The organism is Sinimarinibacterium arenosum, assembly GCF_005047655.1.
GTDB lineage: Bacteria > Pseudomonadota > Gammaproteobacteria > Nevskiales > Nevskiaceae > Solimonas.
The window spans coordinates 161,581-180,630 of the sequence record NZ_SUKF01000001.1 but is presented as its reverse complement, the minus strand read 5'-3'; the positions used below and the strand labels follow the sequence as shown (position 1 = coordinate 180,630).

23 protein-coding genes are annotated in these 19,050 nt (G+C 64.1%); 6 read left to right on the top strand and 17 right to left on the bottom strand.

The genetic code is table 11. The features are described 5' to 3' along the window. From E4T66_RS00830 to E4T66_RS00815, 4 genes are read right to left on the bottom strand one after another with little or no spacing between them, the layout of a single operon-like run. A complete protein-coding gene (locus E4T66_RS00830; protein WP_136847019.1) occupies nt 1-1,002 on the bottom strand; it encodes an NAD(P)H-dependent glycerol-3-phosphate dehydrogenase in 1,002 nt (333 codons plus the stop codon). A gap of 52 nt (nt 1,003-1,054) precedes the next feature. After that, on the bottom strand, nt 1,055-1,579 hold the full coding sequence (gene secB, locus E4T66_RS00825) for a protein-export chaperone SecB (RefSeq protein WP_136847018.1): 525 nt from the start codon (nt 1,577-1,579) through the stop codon (nt 1,055-1,057). Nucleotides 1,580-1,600: 21 nt separating this feature from the next. Continuing rightward, nucleotides 1,601-1,858, bottom strand: coding sequence for a glutaredoxin 3 (gene grxC, locus E4T66_RS00820; protein ID WP_248679337.1), 258 nt, complete (start codon nt 1,856-1,858; stop codon nt 1,601-1,603). Then, on the bottom strand, nt 1,855-2,280 hold the full coding sequence (locus E4T66_RS00815; RefSeq protein WP_136847017.1) for a rhodanese-like domain-containing protein: 426 nt from the start codon (nt 2,278-2,280) through the stop codon (nt 1,855-1,857). The genes grxC and E4T66_RS00815 overlap by 4 nt, the downstream gene beginning before the upstream one ends. A 75-nt stretch (nt 2,281-2,355) precedes the next feature. On the opposite strand from E4T66_RS00815, the gene E4T66_RS00810 reads away from it, so the two are divergent. The 3 genes from E4T66_RS00810 to E4T66_RS00800 all read left to right on the top strand — a co-directional run bounded on the left by E4T66_RS00810 (nt 2,356) and on the right by E4T66_RS00800 (nt 5,914). Next, a complete protein-coding gene (locus E4T66_RS00810) occupies nt 2,356-3,504 on the top strand; it encodes a murein hydrolase activator EnvC family protein (protein ID WP_136847016.1) in 1,149 nt (382 codons plus the stop codon). Between the two features lie 99 nt (nt 3,505-3,603). Next, a complete protein-coding gene (locus E4T66_RS00805; protein ID WP_136847015.1) occupies nt 3,604-4,950 on the top strand; it encodes a S41 family peptidase in 1,347 nt (448 codons plus the stop codon). A 43-nt stretch (nt 4,951-4,993) separates the two neighbouring features. Continuing rightward, nucleotides 4,994-5,914 (top strand): divergent polysaccharide deacetylase family protein, encoded by a 921-nt coding sequence (locus tag E4T66_RS00800; RefSeq protein WP_136847014.1) that lies wholly within the window; start codon nt 4,994-4,996, stop codon nt 5,912-5,914. Here the strand turns inward: E4T66_RS00800 and ubiB are convergent. The 11 genes from ubiB to dapF all read right to left on the bottom strand — a co-directional run bounded on the left by ubiB (nt 5,850) and on the right by dapF (nt 15,254). Beyond that, nucleotides 5,850-7,481, bottom strand: coding sequence for a ubiquinone biosynthesis regulatory protein kinase UbiB (gene ubiB / locus E4T66_RS00795; protein WP_136847013.1), 1,632 nt, complete (start codon nt 7,479-7,481; stop codon nt 5,850-5,852). The two genes, E4T66_RS00800 and ubiB, sit on opposite strands and share 65 nt — an antisense overlap. Beyond that, nucleotides 7,478-8,113 carry a ubiquinone biosynthesis accessory factor UbiJ gene (locus E4T66_RS00790; RefSeq protein WP_136847012.1) on the bottom strand — a complete coding sequence of 212 codons (636 nt, stop codon included), beginning with the start codon at nt 8,111-8,113 and terminating at the stop codon, nt 7,478-7,480. Before E4T66_RS00790 ends, ubiB begins: the two co-directional genes overlap by 4 nt. Nucleotides 8,114-8,156: 43 nt before the next feature. Further along, on the bottom strand, nt 8,157-8,915 hold the full coding sequence (gene ubiE / locus E4T66_RS00785) for a bifunctional demethylmenaquinone methyltransferase/2-methoxy-6-polyprenyl-1,4-benzoquinol methylase UbiE (protein WP_136847011.1): 759 nt from the start codon (nt 8,913-8,915) through the stop codon (nt 8,157-8,159). 127 nt (nt 8,916-9,042) lie between these two features. Beyond that, nucleotides 9,043-9,459, bottom strand: coding sequence for a gamma-butyrobetaine hydroxylase family protein (locus E4T66_RS00780; RefSeq protein WP_136847010.1), 417 nt, complete (start codon nt 9,457-9,459; stop codon nt 9,043-9,045). Between the two features lie 6 nt (nt 9,460-9,465). Continuing rightward, nucleotides 9,466-10,197, bottom strand: coding sequence for an alpha/beta hydrolase (locus E4T66_RS00775; RefSeq protein ID WP_136847009.1), 732 nt, complete (start codon nt 10,195-10,197; stop codon nt 9,466-9,468). Continuing rightward, nucleotides 10,194-11,519, bottom strand: coding sequence for an ATP-dependent protease ATPase subunit HslU (hslU, locus tag E4T66_RS00770; RefSeq protein ID WP_136847492.1), 1,326 nt, complete (start codon nt 11,517-11,519; stop codon nt 10,194-10,196). Before hslU ends, E4T66_RS00775 begins: the two co-directional genes overlap by 4 nt. Nucleotides 11,520-11,590: 71 nt before the next feature. After that, nucleotides 11,591-12,133: an ATP-dependent protease subunit HslV gene (gene hslV / locus E4T66_RS00765; protein ID WP_136847008.1), complete on the bottom strand. Its 543-nt coding sequence runs from the start codon at nt 12,131-12,133 to the stop codon at nt 11,591-11,593. Between the two features lie 115 nt (nt 12,134-12,248). Continuing rightward, a complete protein-coding gene (locus tag E4T66_RS00760) occupies nt 12,249-12,656 on the bottom strand; it encodes a hypothetical protein (RefSeq protein ID WP_136847007.1) in 408 nt (135 codons plus the stop codon). A 110-nt stretch (nt 12,657-12,766) separates the two neighbouring features. Then, a complete protein-coding gene (locus E4T66_RS00755; protein ID WP_248679334.1) occupies nt 12,767-13,714 on the bottom strand; it encodes a tyrosine recombinase XerC in 948 nt (315 codons plus the stop codon). Nucleotides 13,715-13,722: 8 nt separating this feature from the next. Beyond that, a complete protein-coding gene (locus E4T66_RS00750; RefSeq protein WP_136847006.1) occupies nt 13,723-14,427 on the bottom strand; it encodes a DUF484 family protein in 705 nt (234 codons plus the stop codon). Continuing rightward, a complete protein-coding gene (gene dapF, locus E4T66_RS00745; protein ID WP_136847005.1) occupies nt 14,415-15,254 on the bottom strand; it encodes a diaminopimelate epimerase in 840 nt (279 codons plus the stop codon). Before dapF ends, E4T66_RS00750 begins: the two co-directional genes overlap by 13 nt. A gap of 95 nt (nt 15,255-15,349) precedes the next feature. Between dapF and E4T66_RS00740 the strand changes: the two genes are divergently transcribed. The 3 genes from E4T66_RS00740 (at nt 15,350) to E4T66_RS00730 (ending at nt 17,417) form a co-directional block, all read left to right on the top strand. Continuing rightward, nucleotides 15,350-15,748, top strand: a complete 399-nt coding sequence (locus E4T66_RS00740; protein ID WP_136847004.1) for a GFA family protein — start codon at nt 15,350-15,352, stop codon at nt 15,746-15,748. Further along, a complete protein-coding gene (locus tag E4T66_RS00735; RefSeq protein WP_211242694.1) occupies nt 15,745-16,320 on the top strand; it encodes an arsinothricin resistance N-acetyltransferase ArsN1 family B in 576 nt (191 codons plus the stop codon). Before E4T66_RS00740 ends, E4T66_RS00735 begins: the two co-directional genes overlap by 4 nt. A gap of 83 nt (nt 16,321-16,403) precedes the next feature. Next, a complete protein-coding gene (locus E4T66_RS00730; RefSeq protein WP_136847003.1) occupies nt 16,404-17,417 on the top strand; it encodes a ParM/StbA family protein in 1,014 nt (337 codons plus the stop codon). A gap of 49 nt (nt 17,418-17,466) precedes the next feature. On the opposite strand, the gene E4T66_RS00725 is transcribed toward E4T66_RS00730, so the two are convergent. Then, nucleotides 17,467-17,907: a nuclear transport factor 2 family protein gene (locus tag E4T66_RS00725; RefSeq protein ID WP_136847002.1), complete on the bottom strand. Its 441-nt coding sequence runs from the start codon at nt 17,905-17,907 to the stop codon at nt 17,467-17,469. Beyond that, nucleotides 17,904-18,716 carry an SDR family oxidoreductase gene (locus E4T66_RS00720; protein WP_136847001.1) on the bottom strand — a complete coding sequence of 271 codons (813 nt, stop codon included), beginning with the start codon at nt 18,714-18,716 and terminating at the stop codon, nt 17,904-17,906. The genes E4T66_RS00725 and E4T66_RS00720 overlap by 4 nt, the downstream gene beginning before the upstream one ends. Nucleotides 18,717-19,050 lie beyond the last annotated feature (334 nt).

Below are 19,050 nucleotides of genomic sequence, written 5' to 3'. Positions count from 1 at the left end.
CTAGCCAAGCTCGTGCTTGGCCGGGCGTGTGGCCAACGCACGCACGGCTTCGATCGCGGTCATCGTGCCATCGAGCACGGCACACACCGCGGAGGTGATCGGCATTTCAATGCCGAGCCGCTGGGCCAGACGCGACACTTCTGGCGCGGCACGCACGCCTTCGACCACCTGCCGGATTTCCTGGGTCGCTTCGTCAACCGATTTGCCCTGCGCCAACAGCAAACCCATCCGTCGATTTCTCGACTGGTTGTCGGTGCAGGTGAGCACCAGATCTCCCATCCCAGCCAAACCCATCAGCGTCTCGGCTTGCGCGCCAAGCGCATCCGCGAGACGCATGATTTCGGCCATGCCACGCGTGATCAGTGCTGCCCGCGTATTGGCACCCAGCCCGAGCCCATCGGCAATGCCGACGCCGATCGCCATGACATTCTTCGCAGCACCGCCGATTTCAACGCCCGGCAGATCGCTGGTCCAATAGGCCCGGAAGCCATCGCCATGCAGATGCCTGGCCATTTTTTCGGCAAACGCTTCATCACCCGAGGCGATCGTCACCGCGGTCGGCATGCCCAGTGCGAGTTCCTTGGCAAAGGTCGGACCGGAAATCACCGCCAGAGCGACTTCGTCGCCGAGCTCCTGCGCGATGACCTCGTGGATCAACAGGCTGGTCTGAGGTTCGAGCCCCTTGCAGGCCGTCGCGATACCCTGCCCGGGGCGCAGCAGCGGACGCAGCGCTTGCAAGGTCTGACGCAAGGCGTAAGACGGCGTGGCAATCAGCAAGTCGTCCGAGCCAGCTACTGTAGCGGCGAGATCGGCTGTGACGTCCAGCTTTGCCGGCAGCGGACAATCCGGCAGATACGTGGCATTGCGGCGATCAGCCTGCATCGCCTCGGCACGCTGCGGGTCACGGCCCCATAGCACGGTCGGCGCGCCGCGACGCGCCAGCTGGATCGCCAGCGCGGTACCAAATGACCCCGCCCCGAGCACACCGACGGCATAGCTCATCGCGTTCTCCGGTGTGCGCAGCGCAGGTCAACCAGCATGCCCGCGAGCCCGCTCAGTGCGCGGTCGCGCCGCCAGTGGCTGCCGCTGCAGCGGTCTGCTGCTCGCGAGCGCGCTTGAGATGATCCAGATACAAGGCATCGAAATTCAGCGGCTGCAGCAGCAACTGCGGGAACCCGGCGCGCTGCACCAGATCGGCAACAGTTTCGCGTGCGAACGGGAAAATCAGATTGGGGCAATACGCACCCAGAACGGCCTGGCGTTCGGCATCGGTATTGAAACCCTGCACGAGGACCACACCCGCCTGATGCGCTTCGACCAGGAAGGCGACGTCTTCTTCCAGCTTGGCCGTCACGGTCAGCGACAGCGTGACCTGGTAAACGTCCTGCTGCAGCGTCTTGACGTCCGTGTTGACCTGTACATCGATCTGCGGCTTCCAGGGGCGCGTGAAGATTTCAGGCGCCAACGGCACTTCCAGCGACGCGTCGCGGACAAAAATCTTCTGCAGCACGACCTGCCGCTGTTCGGGGGCATCCGCCGCTGCTGCCGGAGTCGGATTGGGAGTCTGGGTTTCGCTCATAGTCCTTGGCTCTTCAAAACGTCAGTCATTATTGAGTAGGGGGTCGAGTTGCCCGCTGCGGTCCAGTGCGTACAGATCGTCGCACCCTCCAACGTGCTGCTCGCCGATAAATATCTGTGGAACGGTGTGGCGTCCGGTCAATTCGCGCATTTCCACGCGCTTTTCCGGCGCCTGGTCGACGCGAATCTCCTCGACCGCGACGCCTTTGGATGCCAACAGCCGACGCGCCATCACACAGAATGGGCACATCAATGTGCTGTACATCCGCACCGATTTCACTTCGTCGTCACCGGCAGATTGGCCGAAACCCAGGCACCGATACCGCCGCGCAGCGGATAGACCTCGGTATAGCCGCTCTTGCGCAGACGCTCGACCGCACCGGTCGAGCTGCTGCCGATCGCGCAATACACCAGGACCGGGCGAGACTTGTCCTTTGCGACACGAGTCAGGTGCTCGTCGAGCTTTGCCAGCGGAGCGTTCTGCGCATTCAGCAGGTGCCCCCGCTTGAAGTCGGCGGGCGTGCGCACGTCCAGAATGACCGGCTCGCGGTCATTGATCAGACGCACTGCCTCGGACACGCTCAGGCGCTTGCCGCCGGTCAGCGTGCCATGCAGTTCGTTGGCAATGAGGGCCAGCACACCGGCGCCGAGCGCGACGAAGTGATAGGGATGGTTACGGATAAATTCGAGGAACTGGTCCATCGTGTCCGGTGGTTTTCACAAGTGGTTGGGGCAAGGCCACGTCAATCCGTCGGCCAAACCGGCTAGCATTATCGCATGAACTACCGGGCGTTCCTGTGCGGCCTGTCCCTGCTTCCCGCGGCCGCGGCGATGGCGGCTTCCGGCGATATCAAGCAGAACCAGGCCTCGCTCGACCAGATTCGCAGCCGGATTCAGGCCCTTTCATCGTCGATCGAGAACACCCAGTCCGAGCGCGACTCGCTCGCCCGCGACGTGCAGAAGAGCGAACGCCGGGTTGCCGAGCTCGAATCCGCGGTCAAGTCGCTCAAGCGCCGCTCCGCGGAACAGCAGAAACGCATTGATGCAACCCGCGCCGAGCGCACCGAAACCCAGTCCAGACTGCAACAGGGCCACGCTGCGCTGGCGCAGCAGATGCGTGCCGCCTACGTGGTCGGACGGCAGGCACAGACGCAACTGTTGCTGAACCAGAGCGACGTGCAGCAGGTCGGCCGGATGCTGGTTTACTACGATTACCTGCAACGCGCGCAAACTAAGGCAATGGCGGAGATCGCATCGCGGATCGACGCCCTCGCCGCGTTGGCGGAACGCCTGCAAGCAGAGCAGGATCAGTTGTTGGCCCTGCAAAAGGAGCAACAGGACGCGCTCGACCAACTGCGCAAAACACGCAAGGAACGCGCCCAGATGCTGGATAAGCTGAAGCAGCGGATCCGCGATGAGCGTGGCGAGCTCAAACGCATGCAGGCCGAGGAAAAGTCGGTTCGCGACCTGATTCAGCGTCTTCAGGACGCCTTGTCGGACCTGCCCCCGGACGTAAAGTTTTCCGATCAACCGTTTGCCAAGCTCAAGGGCAAGCTGCCATGGCCGGTCCGCGGCAAGCTGATCGCGCGCTTCGGCGACGACAAAGCTGCCGGCAAGCTGAGCTGGAAGGGTCACTGGATCGACGCCAGCGAGGGCACATCAGTCCGTGCCGTCGCCCGCGGCCGCGTGGTCTACGTCGGCTGGCTGCATCGCTACGGACTGATCGTGCTGCTGGAGCACGAAGGCAGTTACTACACCCTGTATGGACATGCGCAATCGACCGCCGTTGCGGTTGGCGACGCGGTCAGTGCCGGGCAGGTCATCGCCGCCGCCGGGAATACCGGCGGGCATGACCGCTCGGGGGTTTATTTCGAGTTGCGCAAGGGCACCGAGCCGATCGACCCGAGCCAGTGGCTGGTCCGATAAGCGGCCAATCCACGCCACCGCGGAACCCCGCGCTTTCCGCACAGTCCTACAGTTGCTATCGTGCCTTCCTGATTCGAGCTTGAACCCAAGATCAAACCCATGTCCCTGAAATACCGTGTTCCGCTGGCGACTGCCGTCGGCGTGTTGGTTGGCGCCTCCATCAGCCTGACCTCGGGGGTTCTGGCTGAAAAGGCCAGCACGCCGTCCGAGCTGCCGCTGCAGGAGCTGCAGACCTTTGTTGAAATCCTGAACCGGGTGAAATCCGACTATGTCGAACCGGTCGAGGATCAGACCCTGCTCGAGAATGCGGTACGCGGCATGCTGTCCGGCCTGGATCCGCATTCCTCATACCTCGACAAGAAAGAATTCCGCGACATGAACATCGCGACCACCGGCAAGTTCGGCGGTCTCGGTATCGAAGTGCAGATGCAGGACGGCTTCGTCCGCGTCGTTGCGCCAATTGATGACACGCCGGCAGCGAAAGCAGGCATTCAGTCCGGCGACCTGATCGTCAAGATCGACGAAACGCCGGTCAAGGGCCTGACCCTGAACGATGCGGTATCGAAGATGCGCGGCGAGCCGGGCACCAAGATCAAGCTGACCGTGGTTCGCGACGGCGAAGCGGCGCCTAAGGTGGTCGAGATCGAGCGCGACGTGATCAAGGTCGCCAGCGTCCGCGGCCGCATGCTGGAGCCCGGCGTGGCCTATGTACGCATCTCCAGCTTCACCACCGAGACTGGTCCGGCCCTGGAGAAGACCTTCCATCAGTTGGAAAAGGAAGCGGACGGCAAGATCAATGGCCTGGTGCTGGATCTGCGCAACAACCCCGGTGGCGTGCTGGACGCTGCGGTGAAAGTCAGCGACGACTTCCTGGACGACGGCACCATTGTCACGATCAAGGGCCGTGAAACCGCATCCGAACGCTCATTCAAGGCTACCCGCGGCGATCTGCTCAATGGCAAGCCGATGGTGGTCATGATCAATGGCGGTTCGGCGTCGGCGTCTGAAATCGTTGCCGGCGCGCTGCAGGATCAGAAGCGCGGCGTGCTGGTCGGCTCACGCAGTTTCGGCAAGGGTTCGGTGCAGACCATCCTGCCACTGAGCAATCAAGGTGCGATCAAGCTGACAACAGCCCGCTACTACACGCCGTCCGGACGCTCGATCCAGGCCGAAGGCATCGACCCAGACATCAATATCCGTCCACTGAAGATCGCCGAAACCGAAGCCAACCCGGATGAAGACAGCTTCGATCCAATCACGGAAGCTAGCCTCGCCAACAGCCTGGCCAACGAGAATGGTGACGCCAAGCATCTAGATGAAATCGCGCAGAAGCGCGAAGAACTCGAGAAACGCGCCAAGGCAGCGCAGGAACTCGCGCAGAAGGATTACGCGCTGTATGAGGCGTTGAACCTGCTCAAGGGCCTGGTGATCGCTCGGGCGCAGTAAGCGCCACTGCAGACCAGATTCAAGGGCCGTGACCCGACACTCAATGCGTTCACGGCCAGGTGCGTGCGCGGCCACCGCGCTGTTGCTGATCGCAGCACTCGGTGCGGTGCGCGCGGTTGCTGCGGCGCCGCTCGTCAGCGTCATCATTGATGACATGGGCGACTCGCTACAGCAGGGCCGAACGGCTCTGGAACTGCCCGGCGCAGTGGCCTATGCGTTCCTGCCGGAATCGCCCCATACGGTGCCCCTGGCCGAGCGCGCGTATGCGGCCCACAAGGAGATTCTGGTCCACTTGCCACTGCAGCCTATGGAGGCACGTGCGCACCCGCTGGCGTTATCGATGCAGGCTTCAGCGCCCAGTCGCCACGATTCGCTGCAGCAGCTGCTGGCATCAGTTCCCCATGCCACCGGCGTCAACAATCACCAGGGCAGTCAGGCCACCGCCAACCTGGGACAGATGCGTTGGCTGATGCGCGAGCTGTCACTGCACCCGGTCGGCTTCTTTGTGGACAGTCGGACCACACCCAACAGCGTCGCCTATGCGGTGGCGCGCGCCTACGGCATCCCGTCGACACGACGACAGGTGTTTCTCGATCACGACCCGGATGCTGACGCTGTCGAGCAGCAGTTCTCGCGACTGATCGCGCTGGCGCAACGCGACGGCAGCGCACTGGCGATCGGGCATCCGCATCCGGCGACCTTGTCGATGCTGGCACGACGCCTGCCGCAGCTGGCACAACAGGGCATTAGCCTGATTGCGCCGTCCGAGCTGATCCGCCGCGTCGAGCGCTCGGTTCCGACCTTGCCGGTGGCCTTGCGCATGAGCCCGGCGCTCGGCCACACGTCCCATTCGGGCACAGCTGCAGCAATCGGCGCGCCACCCGCGGACCGCCCGGCGGCTAGTCCGCTTGGCGCAAGGTCCGCCAGCCCAGCCACAGCGCTAGCAGGCCCAGCGCTTCGCTGAGCACGGGCGCCCCCGCCAACAGCGGCCCCTTGCCGGACACATAGATCAGAGCTGCACAGAACGCCAGCGCGCCCGCCGCGAGCATCTGCAGCTGGCGCCGGTTCGATGCCTGCAGTTGCGTGCGCAGTCGGTCCAGATCCTGTCGGCCAACGCCGCCCAGCCCCTGCCCGCGCGACAACTGCCGTAGCGCCTGATGCGCCAGTTCGGGCAAGGAATCGGCCAGGGTCGGGATGTTCGCGCGCATGCGCTCCAGTGCCGCCGCCGGACCCAGACGCTTGCGCATCCAGTCTTCCATGATCGGCTTGGCCGTCTTCCACAGATCCAGATCCGGGTTGAGCTGGCGGCCCAGACCTTCGATCTGCAACAGGGTTTTCTGCAACAGGACCAGCTGCGGTTGGACCTGATAGTCGAAGCGTCGCGCGATCTGGAACAGGCGCAGGAGGAAGAAGCCAAACGAAATGTCCTTCAGCGGCCGCTGGAAAATCGGCTCGCAGACGGTGCGGATCGCCGATTCGAATTCCTCAACGCGGGTGCCCGACGGCACCCATTCCGACTCCATGTGCAGTTCTGCAACTCGGCGATAGTCGCGGTTGAAGAACGCGTAGAAATTCTCGGCCAGATAGCGCTGGTCCGTCGGTGTCAGCTGACCCACGATGCCGAAATCGACCGCGATATAACTCGGGTGGGCCGGATCCGACGCATCGACAAAGATGTTTCCGGGATGCATGTCCGCGTGGAAAAAATTGTCGCGGAAGGTTTGCTTGAAAAAGATTTCGACGCCGCGCTCCGACAACGCGCGAAAATCGACACCCAGCGCGCGCAGCGTATCGAGTTCGCGAATCGGAACGCCGTAGATGCGCTCCATGACCAGTACCCGGGTGCGGGTGTAATCCCAGTAGACCATCGGGTGGTAGATCAGCTCCGACCCGAGCCAGTTGCGACGCAGCAGCGCGCAGTTGGCACCCTCGCGCATCAGGTCGAGCTCGTCGAGCAGCACCTTCTCGTACTCGGCAACGACCTCGCGCGGCCGCAACCGGCGCGCATCCGCGGAGAAGCGCTGCGCAAGCTGCGCCAGCGTATGCAGCAGCTCGATATCGTCGGCCATGACGTGCTCGATGCCCGGCCGCAATACCTTGACCACGACCTCCAGCCCGGGGCTGCCGTCTTCCGCATCCGGCAGCCGCGCGGTATGGACCTGCGCAACCGACGCCGATGCCAGTGGGACCGGATCGAAGGCTGCGAACAGTTCTTCGACCGGCTTGCCCAGCTCGGCCTCGATGATTGCGCGCGCCTGCTCGATCGGGAACGGCGGCACCTGGTCCTGCAGTCGCGCCAGATCCGCCGCGATGTCCGGCGGCACCAGATCCGGCCGCGTCGACAAGGCCTGGCCGAATTTGATGAACACCGGTCCGAGTTCTTCCAGCGCCAGGCGCAGGCGCTCGCCACGCGGACGTCCGTCACCGCGGGGCTTGCCATCGAGAAACTCGCGCAAACCGTAGCGCGCGGCAACCCGGCGGATCTGCCAGATCCTGCGCAGGCGGTTGAAGCTGAAGGTGGAGCGGCTCATGAATTCGGGGTCTCGTCCAATCGCGGCGGCGGCGTTTCCAGTCGCCGCAGGCGTGCGTCGAAGCGCTCGACGTCGTCACGCAGCCGGTCGATCTCGTTCATCCAGTCTTCGACATCCGCCGCACGCGCCAGATCGCGGGTTTCTTCACGCAGGTATTCAGCGGCATCCAGGCCCAGCGTCGACGCGGCACGTCGCCCCCAGTCGAACAGGCTGCGCAGGCCCTGAGTCGCCCGGTGCGCGGCGGCATCGCCAACAAAACGCGCCGCAAATTCCTCGGGGTCAAAACCCACCCCGGCAAGCACGCGATTGAAGCGCTGCAACAGCTCGACATCGCCCTCAACCTGCAGGTCCTGCGGCATACCGCTCTGCCCCTGCGCAACGGTCCAGGCGAGCCTCATCAAGGCCGGCATGCGCCCGCTGACGCTGACGTCCGCCGCCCCGTCCAGCTCCCCGCCGACACGCACACCACCGGCGTGGAATTCGATGACGAAGCGCCAATCCGGTGCCTGCGCATGCAAGGCAATCCGACGCCCGGATAACTGCGCACAGGCCTCAAGCGCCGAGGCCTCCAGCCCCAGATATCGGTTCAGCGCCACTTCCAGCGCGGCACTCAGCATCGCCGGCGCGTTCATGCGTGGCACCCCGGCACGGAGCACCTTGGTTTGGCACCGACGATCATTCGAGACGGAAACCGCGATGGACGGCGACGATACCACCAGTCAGGTTGTAGACCTGCACGCGCTCCAAACCCGCGCTCTGCATCATGCCCTTGAGCGTTTCCTGATCCGGGTGCATGCGGATCGACTCGGCGAGATACCGATACGAAGCCTCGTCGCCGGCGACCAGCTTGCCCATCATCGGCAGCAGCTTGAACGAATACTGATCGTAGACCTTGCCCAGACCTGCATTCAGCGGTTTGGAAAACTCCAGCACCAGCAAACGGCCGCCCGGCTTCAGGCAACGCTTCATCGAACGCAGCGCAGCGTCCTTGTCGGTGACGTTGCGCAGACCGAAACCGATCGTGATGCAGTCAAAGCTGGCATCAGCGAACGGCAATTTCTCGGCATTGGCCTGCGCCAGCGGGACGCCGACCACGCCTTTGTCGAGCAGGCGGCGACGGCCCTCGCCCAGCATGGCGGCGTTGATGTCCGACAGCACCGCCAGCCCGGTCGGTCCCACTGCCCGGGCAAACTCGCGGGTCAGATCGCCGGTGCCGCCGGCGACGTCGAGCACGCGCTCACCCGGCCGCACTCCGGCCAGATCTATGACGAAGCGCTTCCATAACCGGTGCACGCCCATCGACATCAGGTCGTTCATCAGGTCGTACTTGCTCGCGACCGAGGTGAAAACCCCGGCCACGCGCTGCTGTTTCTCGACGACCGGAACCTCTTCGTAACCGAAGTGGGTGGTGGCCGATTTCTCTTTGGAGGTCATGGGCGGCACGCTGAATTCAAGAGGCCCATTGTAGCGCCCCGCTGCGGAGCGACGCCGGGAGTGTGCAGCTGCGCGGCCGCACCGCTGTGCTGGTCCGCGGGAGGACCGGCGCACCCGGAAGCGCGATTCAGGCTTTCGGAGGCGGGGTATAGGTCCGCACCAGGGCGGACAGTTTCACAACATCACGGTCTCGCGACATGCCGTGTTCGGCCAGGCGTTGCTCGTAGCGCGCCCACTGCTCGGTCTGGCGCTCGCCCAGCTCGCGCAACACCGGCCAGCTGTACAACCCCGTGTCATGGCCATCGTCGAACACAAGCTTGACCGCGTAGCGGCCAACCGGGACCACTTTCTCGATGTTCACCTCACGCTTGCCGCCGATCAGCATCGGCTCCGGCAAGCCATGCCCCTGCAGCTCGGCGCTGGGCGAAAACACGCGCAGGTACTCGCATGGCAGCAGGTACTGCGTCCCATCAGCCCAACCCACTTCAAGTGCACGCGCCTTGCGGTGCAGACGAATGAGTGTAGGCGTGTTGCTCGTATTCATTGCGTTTCAGCCTTGCGCCTGAGAATCGAATCGGCCGACGCGCAGAAAGTGCAGCGTCTGGCGTTTCACCTCCGGCGCCGACATCAGAAAAGTATGCGTGTGCGGCACCCGCAGGAAATCACGCATGCCGTCAACGCGGGTGCGCGCCACCGCCACCTTGCCATCGTCGTCACCGATGATCAATGACGAATACAGCGGATTCAGCGAACGCGTGCCGGCAATCACGCCGAGCTCGAAATCCACGGCGCCGAGCTGCTGCGGAAGGTGGTTATCCCCCGTGCCGAGCTGCAGACCGGCCGGGCCATTGATCCACCGAAACGGCGCCAGCGACCCCAAACGGTCGACCAGCTCGCTGCCGCGATTGGGCGGCGCCAGCATCACTACGCGTCCGAGTTGCGGCTGCCGGTAGCGGCGCAAGTAGTCACGCACCAGAATCCCGCCCATCGAATGGGTAACGAAATGCACACGGGCATCAGGCGCCAGCGTGAGCTTCGACAGGCGCGGCACCAGGACCTGATCAACCAGCTGTTCAACCGGCGCCCGGGTCGACGGATAGTCGAGGTTGACCACGGCATAGCCGTGATGACCGAGCACCCGGGCCATGCTCCCCATCGATGCCGAGCTGCGCGCGAGACCGTGCAGCAGCACCACCGTGTCGGCCTTCTCCGCGGCCGCCGCTGGCACTGCGCCGGACAATCCGGACAACAGCAATGCCAGCGCGGTCCGCAGCGACGTCACAGGATGTAGCGGCTCAGATCGTCGTCCCCGGCCAGCTTGCCGAGCCGTTCATCGACGTATGCGGCATCAATGCGCACGCTCTGATTCGGCCGCTCCGGCGCGTCGAACGCGACATCCTCCATCAGCCGCTCCATCACCGTGTGCAGACGGCGTGCGCCGATATTCTCGGTGCGCTCGTTGACCTGCCATGCCACTTCTGCGATGCGACGTATGCCGTCGTCGGCAAACACGATCTCGACCTGTTCGGTCGCCAGCAGTGCACGGTACTGCTCGGTCAGCGCGAAGTTTGGTTCAGTGAGGATGCGCAGGAAATCCTCCGACTTCAGCGCGTCCAGCTCGACCCGGATCGGCAGGCGCCCCTGCAGCTCCGGAATCAGATCGGACGGCTTGGCCAGATGGAACGCCCCCGAAGCGATGAACAGCATGTGATCGGTCTTGACCGTACCGTACTTGGTGTTGACGGTACAGCCTTCGATCAGCGGCAGCAGGTCACGCTGGACCCCTTCGCGCGAGACATCGGTGCCGGCGTATTCGCCGCGCTTGCAGACCTTGTCCAGCTCGTCGATGAAAACGATGCCGTTTTCCTCGACGTTGCGCAGGGCGTCGCTGGTGATCGCTTCTTCGTCGACCAGCTTGGCCGCTTCCTCGTCAATCAGCTGCGCCAGCGCATCCTTGATCGTGAGCTTGCGCGTCTTGATCTTGCCCTGGCCCATATTGGCGAACATCGACTGCAGCTGCTGGGTCATTTCCTCCATGCCCGGGGGCCCCATCAGCTCGACCTTGGGGCTGCCCTGCGACAGCTTCAGCTCGATTTCCTTGTCGTCAAGCTTGCCCTCGCGCAACTGCTTGCGGAACACCTGCCGCGCCGCGCCGCTCTCTTGCTGACGCTGCGGGCTGGCCTCGCCGAAGTCCTTCGGCGGCGGCAACAGCACGTCGAGAATGCGCTCTTCGGCCGCATCAGCGGCACGGTCACGCAGGCCGCGCTTGGCCTGCTCGCGCGCCATCTTCACAGCCACATCGACCAGATCGCGAATGATGGTGTCGACGTCCTTGCCGACATAGCCGACTTCGGTGAACTTGGTCGCCTCGACCTTGACGAAAGGCGCATTGACCAGCTTGGCCAGGCGCCGCGCGATCTCGGTCTTGCCGACACCGGTCGGCCCGATCATCAGGATGTTCTTGGGGTGGATCTCGGCGCGCAGCTGGCCGTCGAGCTGGGCGCGGCGCCAGCGGTTGCGCAGCGCGATCGCTACGGCGCGCTTGGCGGCCTGCTGGCCGACGATGTGCTGGTCGAGCTGCGCGACGATTTCGCGCGGGGTCATCGTATCCGGAGCGGCAAGAGCTTCTGTCATGGGATCTCGAAAGTTTGCGATCGGGGGCAGCGCACGCCGGATCAGGCGTCCAGCGTTTCGATCGTCAGCTGATGATTGGTGTAGATGCAGATGTCGGCAGCGATATGCAGGCCTTTTTCGACGATCTCGCGTGCACCCAGTTCGGTGTTGTGTACCAGCGCCAGCGCTGCGGCCTGCGCAAACGACCCACCGGAACCGATCGCCAGCACACCGTGCTCTTCGGGCTCCATCACGTCGCCATTGCCGCTGATCATCAGCGATGCATCGCGATCCGCCACCAACAGCAGCGCCTCGAGCCGGCGCAGATAACGGTCGGTGCGCCAGTCCTTGGCCATCTCGACCGCGGCGCGCACCAGCTGGCCGCCATGCTTTTCAAGCTTGCCTTCGAAGCGCTCGAACAGGGTAAAGGCGTCGGCGGTGCCGCCGGCAAATCCGGCAATGACCTTGTCGCCGTACAGGCGGCGCACCTTGCGCGCATTGTTCTTGACGCGCGTGTTGTTCATCGAAACCTGCCCGTCGCCACCCAGCGCGACCTGGCCGCCGCGACGTACACACAGGATTGTGGTGCCGTCGAACTGTTTCATAGGGACTCGTCCTTGATCATCGGACAGTCCATCGTGGGGACGCCAAGCCCTGGTTTCAAGCCAGGGCATCCTGCGGCAGACGCAATTGCGCGTCCATCGCGATCAAAACGGACGCTCAGTTCGGCGCTGCGGGGGATTCGGCAGGCGGCGCGGACTCTCCCGCGGCAGACGCTTCGTCGGCCTCGGGCGGCATCGTTGTTCCCGCCGGCAACCCGTTCGACGGCGCCCCCGGTGTCGGCAACAGCTCGCACCGCGCACGCGGTTCGGCATCGCAGTTGCACACCGCAGCCTCACCGGTCGGACACTGGATCGTCGCGGTCACCCCGTCGCCGCACTGCCGGCTGCATGAGGCTACTGCGGCGCTGGCATCGGCCGCGCGCTCCTCGTCGGCGGTTGGCATGGACACGGCCGCATCCGGGCCATACAGGCGCGGCTGTTCGGCTGCCGGTGGCGTCTCCTTGCCGCAAGCCGCAAGCAACAGCAGCGCGGCAAGCGCCACGGCATACGCGCTAGAACGACTCATACCCGCAATCCCCATTGCTGTGTTCCCTATATGGCACTGCCCTTCGGACAGGCGCTTGATCATCCGCGATGATAGCTGGATTCGGCCAGCGGCCATTGCAGGACGATGTTTCAGGACGATGATTTGCGCCGTGCACGCGGATGCGTATCGTCGTAGACCGCAGCAAGACGCTTCCAGTCCAGATGCGTGTAGATCTGCGTGGTGGACAGATGCGCATGTCCGAGCAGCTCCTGTACCGCGCGCAGGTCACCGCTGGATTCCAGCAGGTGAGTCGCAAACGAATGCCGCAATCGGTGCGGATGCAGATGCACGCCCAAACCCGTGCGCGCCGCCCAGGCCTTGAGCCTCTGGCCGATGGCCGCGCGCGACAGCCGCGTGCCGCGCTGTGACACGAACAGGGCAGGTTCCCCTGCCCTCGCATGTTCGGGGCGCTGCCGCAGCCACGCATCCAGCGCGGCACGCGCCGGCCGACCGATCATGACCCGACGCTCCTTGCTGCCCTTGCCCAGAATGGTGATCTCGACCTGGCCGGCATCGACCATCGACGCATCCAGGCTGTGAAGCTCGGCCAGACGCAGGCCCGCCGAGTAGAACAGCTCGATCATCGCCTGATCGCGCTGCTCCAGCGCATCCTCGGGCGAATGGTCGAGCGCAGCAGACAGTGCATCCGCTCCGATGACCGAGGGAAGACGCCGGCGCAGTTTCGGCGCGCGGACGGTCTGCGCCGGGTTGGCGTCGATCCGCCCCTGACGCAGCTGATGCCGGAAGAATCCGCGCAGCGTCGACAGATGCCGATGCAGCGACGCCGGTTGCAGACCCCCTCGATGGCGAGCGCCGATATAGGCCCGAACCAGATGGCTGTCGATCTGGCGCAGGTCGCCAATCCGTGCCTGCACACAATAGGCAGAGAATCCGGCGAGATCGTGGACTACGGCTTCGCAGGTGCGCGGCGAGTAGCGCTTCTGATGCTGCAGATGATCGAGATATTCAGCGATCGGCTGCTGCAGGCAGGGGCACTCCGCGGGCGGGCCCTCCTGCGCTGCATGCGGCCGCGTCACCGCGGCGCTCAGATTCGCGCGCGGATTGCCGCGGCGACCAGCTCGGCCGTCAGCTCGAGAAACAGCTTGCCCTGTCGCGGCTGAAAGCGCTTGGGATCGCTGCTGCCCAGAGCCAGCATGCCGAAACTCTTTTCCTTTTCCAGCGGCACCACCGCCGCCGAAGCGATCGAATCGACCGCCTTGCCGAACAGCAACGCCGCCTTGTCTTCCGCAATCGGCCCGCATTCGATCAGGCGGGTACGGAAAAAATCCTCGAACGCGCGCGCCAGCCGGCCGTCCGGCTCGATCGGCACGATGCCGACGATGTCGTGGCGCTTGAACTGGCTGGAAGCGACGCCGACAAACACTGCATCAATGCCGAAGTCCTCGCGCATGCACTTGACCAACCCGGCCGCGACCGCCGCCAGCGATGGCGCCCGGATCAGCGTCCGCGCAAGGCGCTGTACGGCCTCGGTGCGGCGCTCATTTTCGCGCGCTGCTTCGAGCAGCCGCGCCATGCGATCTTCCAGCCGCTGGTTCTTGGCCCGCAGCATGTCGACCTGCTTCTCGATCAGTGACACCGCCGAACCGGACCGGTGGCGCAGTTCGATCGCCTCCAGCAGATCCGGATGGCGCGACAGGAAATCATCGTGCTGCTTCAGATAGGCAACGACCTCGCGTTCGCTCAATTTCGAGCCTGCGACTTCGTCTTTGCTGGCAGTCAGTTCGGCCATTCCAGTTCCCCCGTGAATACGGTTTGCGCGGGCCCAGTCATCAAGACCGGATGTCCCTCGCCTTGCCAGTCGATCGTCAGGGTCCCGCCGCGCAACTGCATCTGCACGCTAGGCCCCAGCACCCCCCATAACTGTCCCACGACCGCGGCGGCGCAGGCCCCACTGCCACAAGCCAGTGTCTCGCCCGCACCGCGCTCGTAAACCCGCAGCCGCGCGTGGCCGGCATCAAGGATCTGCAGGAAACCGACGTTGACGCTCTGTGGGAAAGCCGGGTGCGCCTGCAGCGCCGCGCCGATTTCGGCCACCGGCGCGCGGTCAACATCGTCAACCAGCAGCACCGCATGGGGGTTTCCCATGCTGACCACTCCGATCTCCAGCGCCGTGTTGCCATCCAGCATCACGGTGTACCGCGTTGCGCGCGACGCGGCCTCGAACGGCACCTGCGCCGGCTCCAGCTTCGGCACGCCCATATTGACCCGGTACTCGCCGGGTCCGGCGTCGCGCAATTCCAGCACCGAAGTGGTGGTCCGCACCCGGATCGGGTTCTTGTCCGACAGGCCGTGCTCACGAACATAGCGCGCCAGTGCGCGCGAACCATTGCCGCACTGTCCCACTTCACTGCCGTCGGCATTGAAGATGCGGTAATCGAAATCGACGTCGGCCTGCGACGGGGATTCGATCACCAGCACCTGATCGCAGCCGACGCCGAAACGTCGATCGGTCAGGCGCTGCAACAGCGCGGGGTCCGGCGTAAACGGCGTGCGCGTCGCGTCAATCACGACAAAGTCATTGCCGGCGCCATGCATCTTGGTGAACTGCAGCTTCATGAGGGAATTCTACAGGGGCGCGTGAGCGCTTGCGCAGCGCGCCTCGACCGCGGCAGCATTTGGCGAGTCAGATCCTGCCGGCGATCCCCTCACCCATGAATACTGCCCTGCATACCGGCGGCTGCCACTGTGGCAGCGTCCGCTTCGAAGTCCGCGCACCGCGCCGGCTGCGGATTCAGCGCTGCAACTGTTCGATCTGCACGATGACCGGATTCGAGCACCTGATCGTGCCCGCGGCGGACTTCCGCCTGATCTCCGGCGCCGAACTACTGACGACCTACACCTTCAATACCGGAGTGGCGCGCCATCTGTTCTGTCGCGTCTGCGGCATCAAGTCGTTCTACGTTCCTCGCAGCAATCCGGACGGGTATTCGGTCAACCTGCGCTGTCTCGACCGCATGCAGATCGAAGCCGTCGACTACGAGGACTTCGACGGCCAGCGCTGGGAGCGCAGCGGCCATACGCTGGCGGAACTGTCGCGTCCGCGATCATGACGATGCCCACGGACGTCCGCATCCGCCCGGCCACAGAGGCCGATGGCGCTGCCCTCGCGGCGATCTACGCGCCGCACATCGAGACCCTGCACACGTCGTTCGAGGACGTCGCACCGGACGCGGCGGCCATGGCCGCGCGCATTGCGGCATTGCGTCCACTGCTGCCATGGCTGGTCGCCGAGAGCGACGGCAACGTGCTCGGGTATGCCTATGCGAGCCGCCATCGGGAGCGCGCCGGCTATCAGTGGAGCGTCGATGTCGCGATCTATCTGCGCGACGACGCCCGGCGGCAGGGGCTCGGGCGCCGCCTGTATCAGGCACTGTTCCCGATCCTGCGCCGGCAGGGCTATTACAACGCCTACGCCGGCATTGCGCTGCCCAACCCGGCCAGCGTCGCGCTGCACGAATCGCTGGGCTTTGCGCCAGTTGGGGTGTTCCAAAAGGTCGGTTACAAGCACGGCGCCTGGCATGACGTCGGCTGGTGGCAGCGGGCATTGCAGCCGCATGCCGATGCGCCGTCGCCACCGCGCCCGCTGGCGCAACTGTCCGCCGCAGAACGCGGCCTGGACTGACGACACGCGCCTGAAGCGGCTTTGTGTTTTAACCATGCGCGTGCTAGAAACGCTTGAAAATCAATGCAGGTAGGGGGTTGGCCGTGAAGGTGCTCGGGACAGATATCGGCTTCGGCTATACCAAAGCCACCGACGGGAAACAGTTCCAGGTCTTCAAGTCGGTCGTTGGCGAAGCCAATGAAGCGCAGTTCAGCGAAACCCTGCTGCCCTCGTCAGTCACCTACCCGCGCCACATCGGCATCGGCAAGGACGCCTACTTCGTCGGTGAGCTGGCCGAACAGCAGTCGCGCGGTCGCGGGTTCACGCTGGATCAGGCGCAGTTCCTGACCCAGTTCGCCAAGACACTGGCGCTGACTGCGATGACACCCTTCGTCGACAGTGGCGAGCCGGTGCGCGTGGTGACCGGCCTGCCGATCAGCTTTTTTCGCAAGCAGAAAGATGCGTTGACGACGCTGCTGCAGCAGCGCCACACCGTCATCGTGCCCAAAGCGGGTGGCGGCGAGCGAGAGGAAAAAATCATCAACATCGAGCGCGTGCGCGTGATTCCGCAGCCGTTCGGTGCGATGTTCAATCTGATGCTGAACGACGTCGGCAAGCCGACCAACCAGCGCTTCGTCAACGAAAAGATCGGCCTGATCGACATCGGCTTCCGCACGGCAGACTACACCGTCAGCGACAAGACGCGGTATTCCGAGCGCGGCAGTCAGTCGTCCGACTCAGGGATCGCCGTGGCCTATGCCGCGATCGCCAACGTGTTGCAGGAGAAGAGCGGCGTCAACGTCGAGCTGTACCGGCTCTACGACGGCGTCAGCCGCGGCACGATCAAGATCAAGGGCAAGCGTTACGATCTCACCGGCATCGTGCAGCAGGCGTTCCAGCAGCTGGCCACGCGCATCGCGCAGGAGGTCAACCGGCTGTGGGCGGACGACTGGGACATCGATGCGATCGTCATTTCCGGCGGCGGCGGCACCGCGCTCGCTCCGTTCCTGACACCTCTGCTGGAGGGCGAAGTGTTGCCGATGCCAACCGATCAGGACGCCCGCCTGAACAACGTCACCGGCTACTGGAAGTACGGCATGCATCTCTGGGGCGCGTGATCCCGGTGCCGGCAAGGGCCCGGCGAACCCTTGCTGCCCATCACGACAATCAGTGCCCAGGCGCGCCGCGCTGCAGCATCTCGGCCATCTTCTGATGGATCAGATTGATCGCTTTCAGTGGCCGCAGCATCACCTTGAAATCGACGATGCGCCCAGTCGCATCCCAGGTGATCATATCAACCCCGTTGACCTCGATCCCATCGATCTCGACCGTGAATTCCAGTACCGCCTCCGGACCCTGGACGACTTCGCGCACATAGCGAAAACTGTCATTGAAGAACACCGCAAACGCCGCAGCCAGATAAGTCTGCGTTCGCGCCTTGCCCCGTTGCGGCGTATGCACTACGGGAGAATGGAACACCGCGTTATCCGCCAGCAGGACATCCAGCGCGGCCACGTCGCGCGCGGCGACTGCGCGATGCCAGGCAGCCAGCGCGGAGCGGTCGTCATGCTCCACGCATGCCGCCGGGTTCAGATCGGATGTCGTCATGCCGTCAATTCCTCCAAAGCAAAGGCGAAGTCACTGCCATCAAGAGTTGCACGATGCGGGTCAACGTCACCGGTCTCGCCATTGAACCCGGCGCCGGCAGGAGAACACAGAAACACCGCGGCATCCACAATCTCTGCAGAACGGCCGTCGCCGTAGCGCGGAGACGTGCCGGTCCCTCGCTCTTCATGACCCGGATCCAGCGTCGGTCGATCCGAATTCCGGAAACCGTCACACCATCCGGGCGCGATGGCATTGACGCGTACGCCCTCCAATCCCCATTCCATTGCGAGTACCCGCGTCAGCGCGTCGATACCTGCCTTGGCCGCAAAGGCCTGCGCCTGATCCGTTTTCCACGTACGGGCCGTCGAGATGTTCACAATCGAAGCGCCGGGCTTGCGCAATGCGGGGTACACCGCGCGACAGACATTGAAAGTCCCGAGCAAATCGATATCGGGACCGAATTCGCCCCGCCCTGAATGCTCTCGCACCGTCGGCGCCTCGCCCTGTTCGGCTGCGCCGGATACCGCAATGTCGACGGCTCCGAACTGCCATACGCATTCAGCCACTGCCGAGCGCATGGCCTCGAGATCGCGCCTGTCTGCAGCAGCACCCGCAGCCGGACCGCTGCGCGACAGGTCCGCGACCGCGTCGGCAACCCGGCCTGACCATCGACTGGTCACGAACAACGAGGCCCCCAGGTCGGAAAAGCGCCGCGCGATATTCAGGCTGATGCCACTGATCCCGCCGTCAACAAGCACTGTCTTCCCGGCGAACAGCGCCGGCGCAAAATTCGCGGGCAACTCGATCATGATGACCCTCAAAGTCACTGACGATGCCCCGCCAGGGAACGCCGGCGCGGCGAGGTCACATCGTGTGTGGAGGCCAGGACCGCCAACGACGCTAGATGACGTGTTGCCGGGCACCTGCCGACGCAGCAACTGCACGATATGAGCCCCCTAGGACAACGTCACCGATCAAAAGATCAGTTCACGACGAATTCAATGCGGCCTATACCCATTTGGCGGCGTGCCCCATGAGTGGCAATTTCAGCCCATACAAGGCAAATCCCAACTTTGGGTAGGGGCCAAATCCCCTATGGAATGTTTGTCTAGCACAGGGAAAACCAGACCAAAAAGGGAACCG

What these genes read in the sequence shown, in the direction of transcription:
- E4T66_RS00830 (WP_136847019.1), bottom strand. Translation starts at nt 1,002, where the DNA reads ATGAGCTATGCCGTCGGTGTGCTCGGGGCGGGGTCATTTGGTACCGCG.
- secB (WP_136847018.1), bottom strand. Translation starts at nt 1,579, where the DNA reads ATGAGCGAAACCCAGACTCCCAATCCGACTCCGGCAGCAGCGGCGGAT.
- E4T66_RS00815 (WP_136847017.1), bottom strand. Translation starts at nt 2,280, where the DNA reads ATGGACCAGTTCCTCGAATTTATCCGTAACCATCCCTATCACTTCGTC.
- E4T66_RS00810 (WP_136847016.1), top strand. Translation starts at nt 2,356, where the DNA reads ATGAACTACCGGGCGTTCCTGTGCGGCCTGTCCCTGCTTCCCGCGGCC.
- E4T66_RS00805 (WP_136847015.1), top strand. Translation starts at nt 3,604, where the DNA reads ATGTCCCTGAAATACCGTGTTCCGCTGGCGACTGCCGTCGGCGTGTTG.
- E4T66_RS00800 (WP_136847014.1), top strand. Translation starts at nt 4,994, where the DNA reads ATGCGTTCACGGCCAGGTGCGTGCGCGGCCACCGCGCTGTTGCTGATC.
- ubiB (WP_136847013.1), bottom strand. Translation starts at nt 7,481, where the DNA reads ATGAGCCGCTCCACCTTCAGCTTCAACCGCCTGCGCAGGATCTGGCAG.
- E4T66_RS00790 (WP_136847012.1), bottom strand. Translation starts at nt 8,113, where the DNA reads ATGAACGCGCCGGCGATGCTGAGTGCCGCGCTGGAAGTGGCGCTGAAC.
- ubiE (WP_136847011.1), bottom strand. Translation starts at nt 8,915, where the DNA reads ATGACCTCCAAAGAGAAATCGGCCACCACCCACTTCGGTTACGAAGAG.
- E4T66_RS00780 (WP_136847010.1), bottom strand. Translation starts at nt 9,459, where the DNA reads ATGAATACGAGCAACACGCCTACACTCATTCGTCTGCACCGCAAGGCG.
- hslU (WP_136847492.1), bottom strand. Translation starts at nt 11,519, where the DNA reads ATGACCCCGCGCGAAATCGTCGCGCAGCTCGACCAGCACATCGTCGGC.
- hslV (WP_136847008.1), bottom strand. Translation starts at nt 12,133, where the DNA reads ATGAAACAGTTCGACGGCACCACAATCCTGTGTGTACGTCGCGGCGGC.
- E4T66_RS00760 (WP_136847007.1), bottom strand. Translation starts at nt 12,656, where the DNA reads ATGAGTCGTTCTAGCGCGTATGCCGTGGCGCTTGCCGCGCTGCTGTTG.
- E4T66_RS00750 (WP_136847006.1), bottom strand. Translation starts at nt 14,427, where the DNA reads ATGGCCGAACTGACTGCCAGCAAAGACGAAGTCGCAGGCTCGAAATTG.
- dapF (WP_136847005.1), bottom strand. Translation starts at nt 15,254, where the DNA reads ATGAAGCTGCAGTTCACCAAGATGCATGGCGCCGGCAATGACTTTGTC.
- E4T66_RS00740 (WP_136847004.1), top strand. Translation starts at nt 15,350, where the DNA reads ATGAATACTGCCCTGCATACCGGCGGCTGCCACTGTGGCAGCGTCCGC.
- E4T66_RS00735 (WP_211242694.1), top strand. Translation starts at nt 15,745, where the DNA reads ATGACGATGCCCACGGACGTCCGCATCCGCCCGGCCACAGAGGCCGAT.
- E4T66_RS00725 (WP_136847002.1), bottom strand. Translation starts at nt 17,907, where the DNA reads ATGACGACATCCGATCTGAACCCGGCGGCATGCGTGGAGCATGACGAC.
- E4T66_RS00720 (WP_136847001.1), bottom strand. Translation starts at nt 18,716, where the DNA reads ATGATCGAGTTGCCCGCGAATTTTGCGCCGGCGCTGTTCGCCGGGAAG.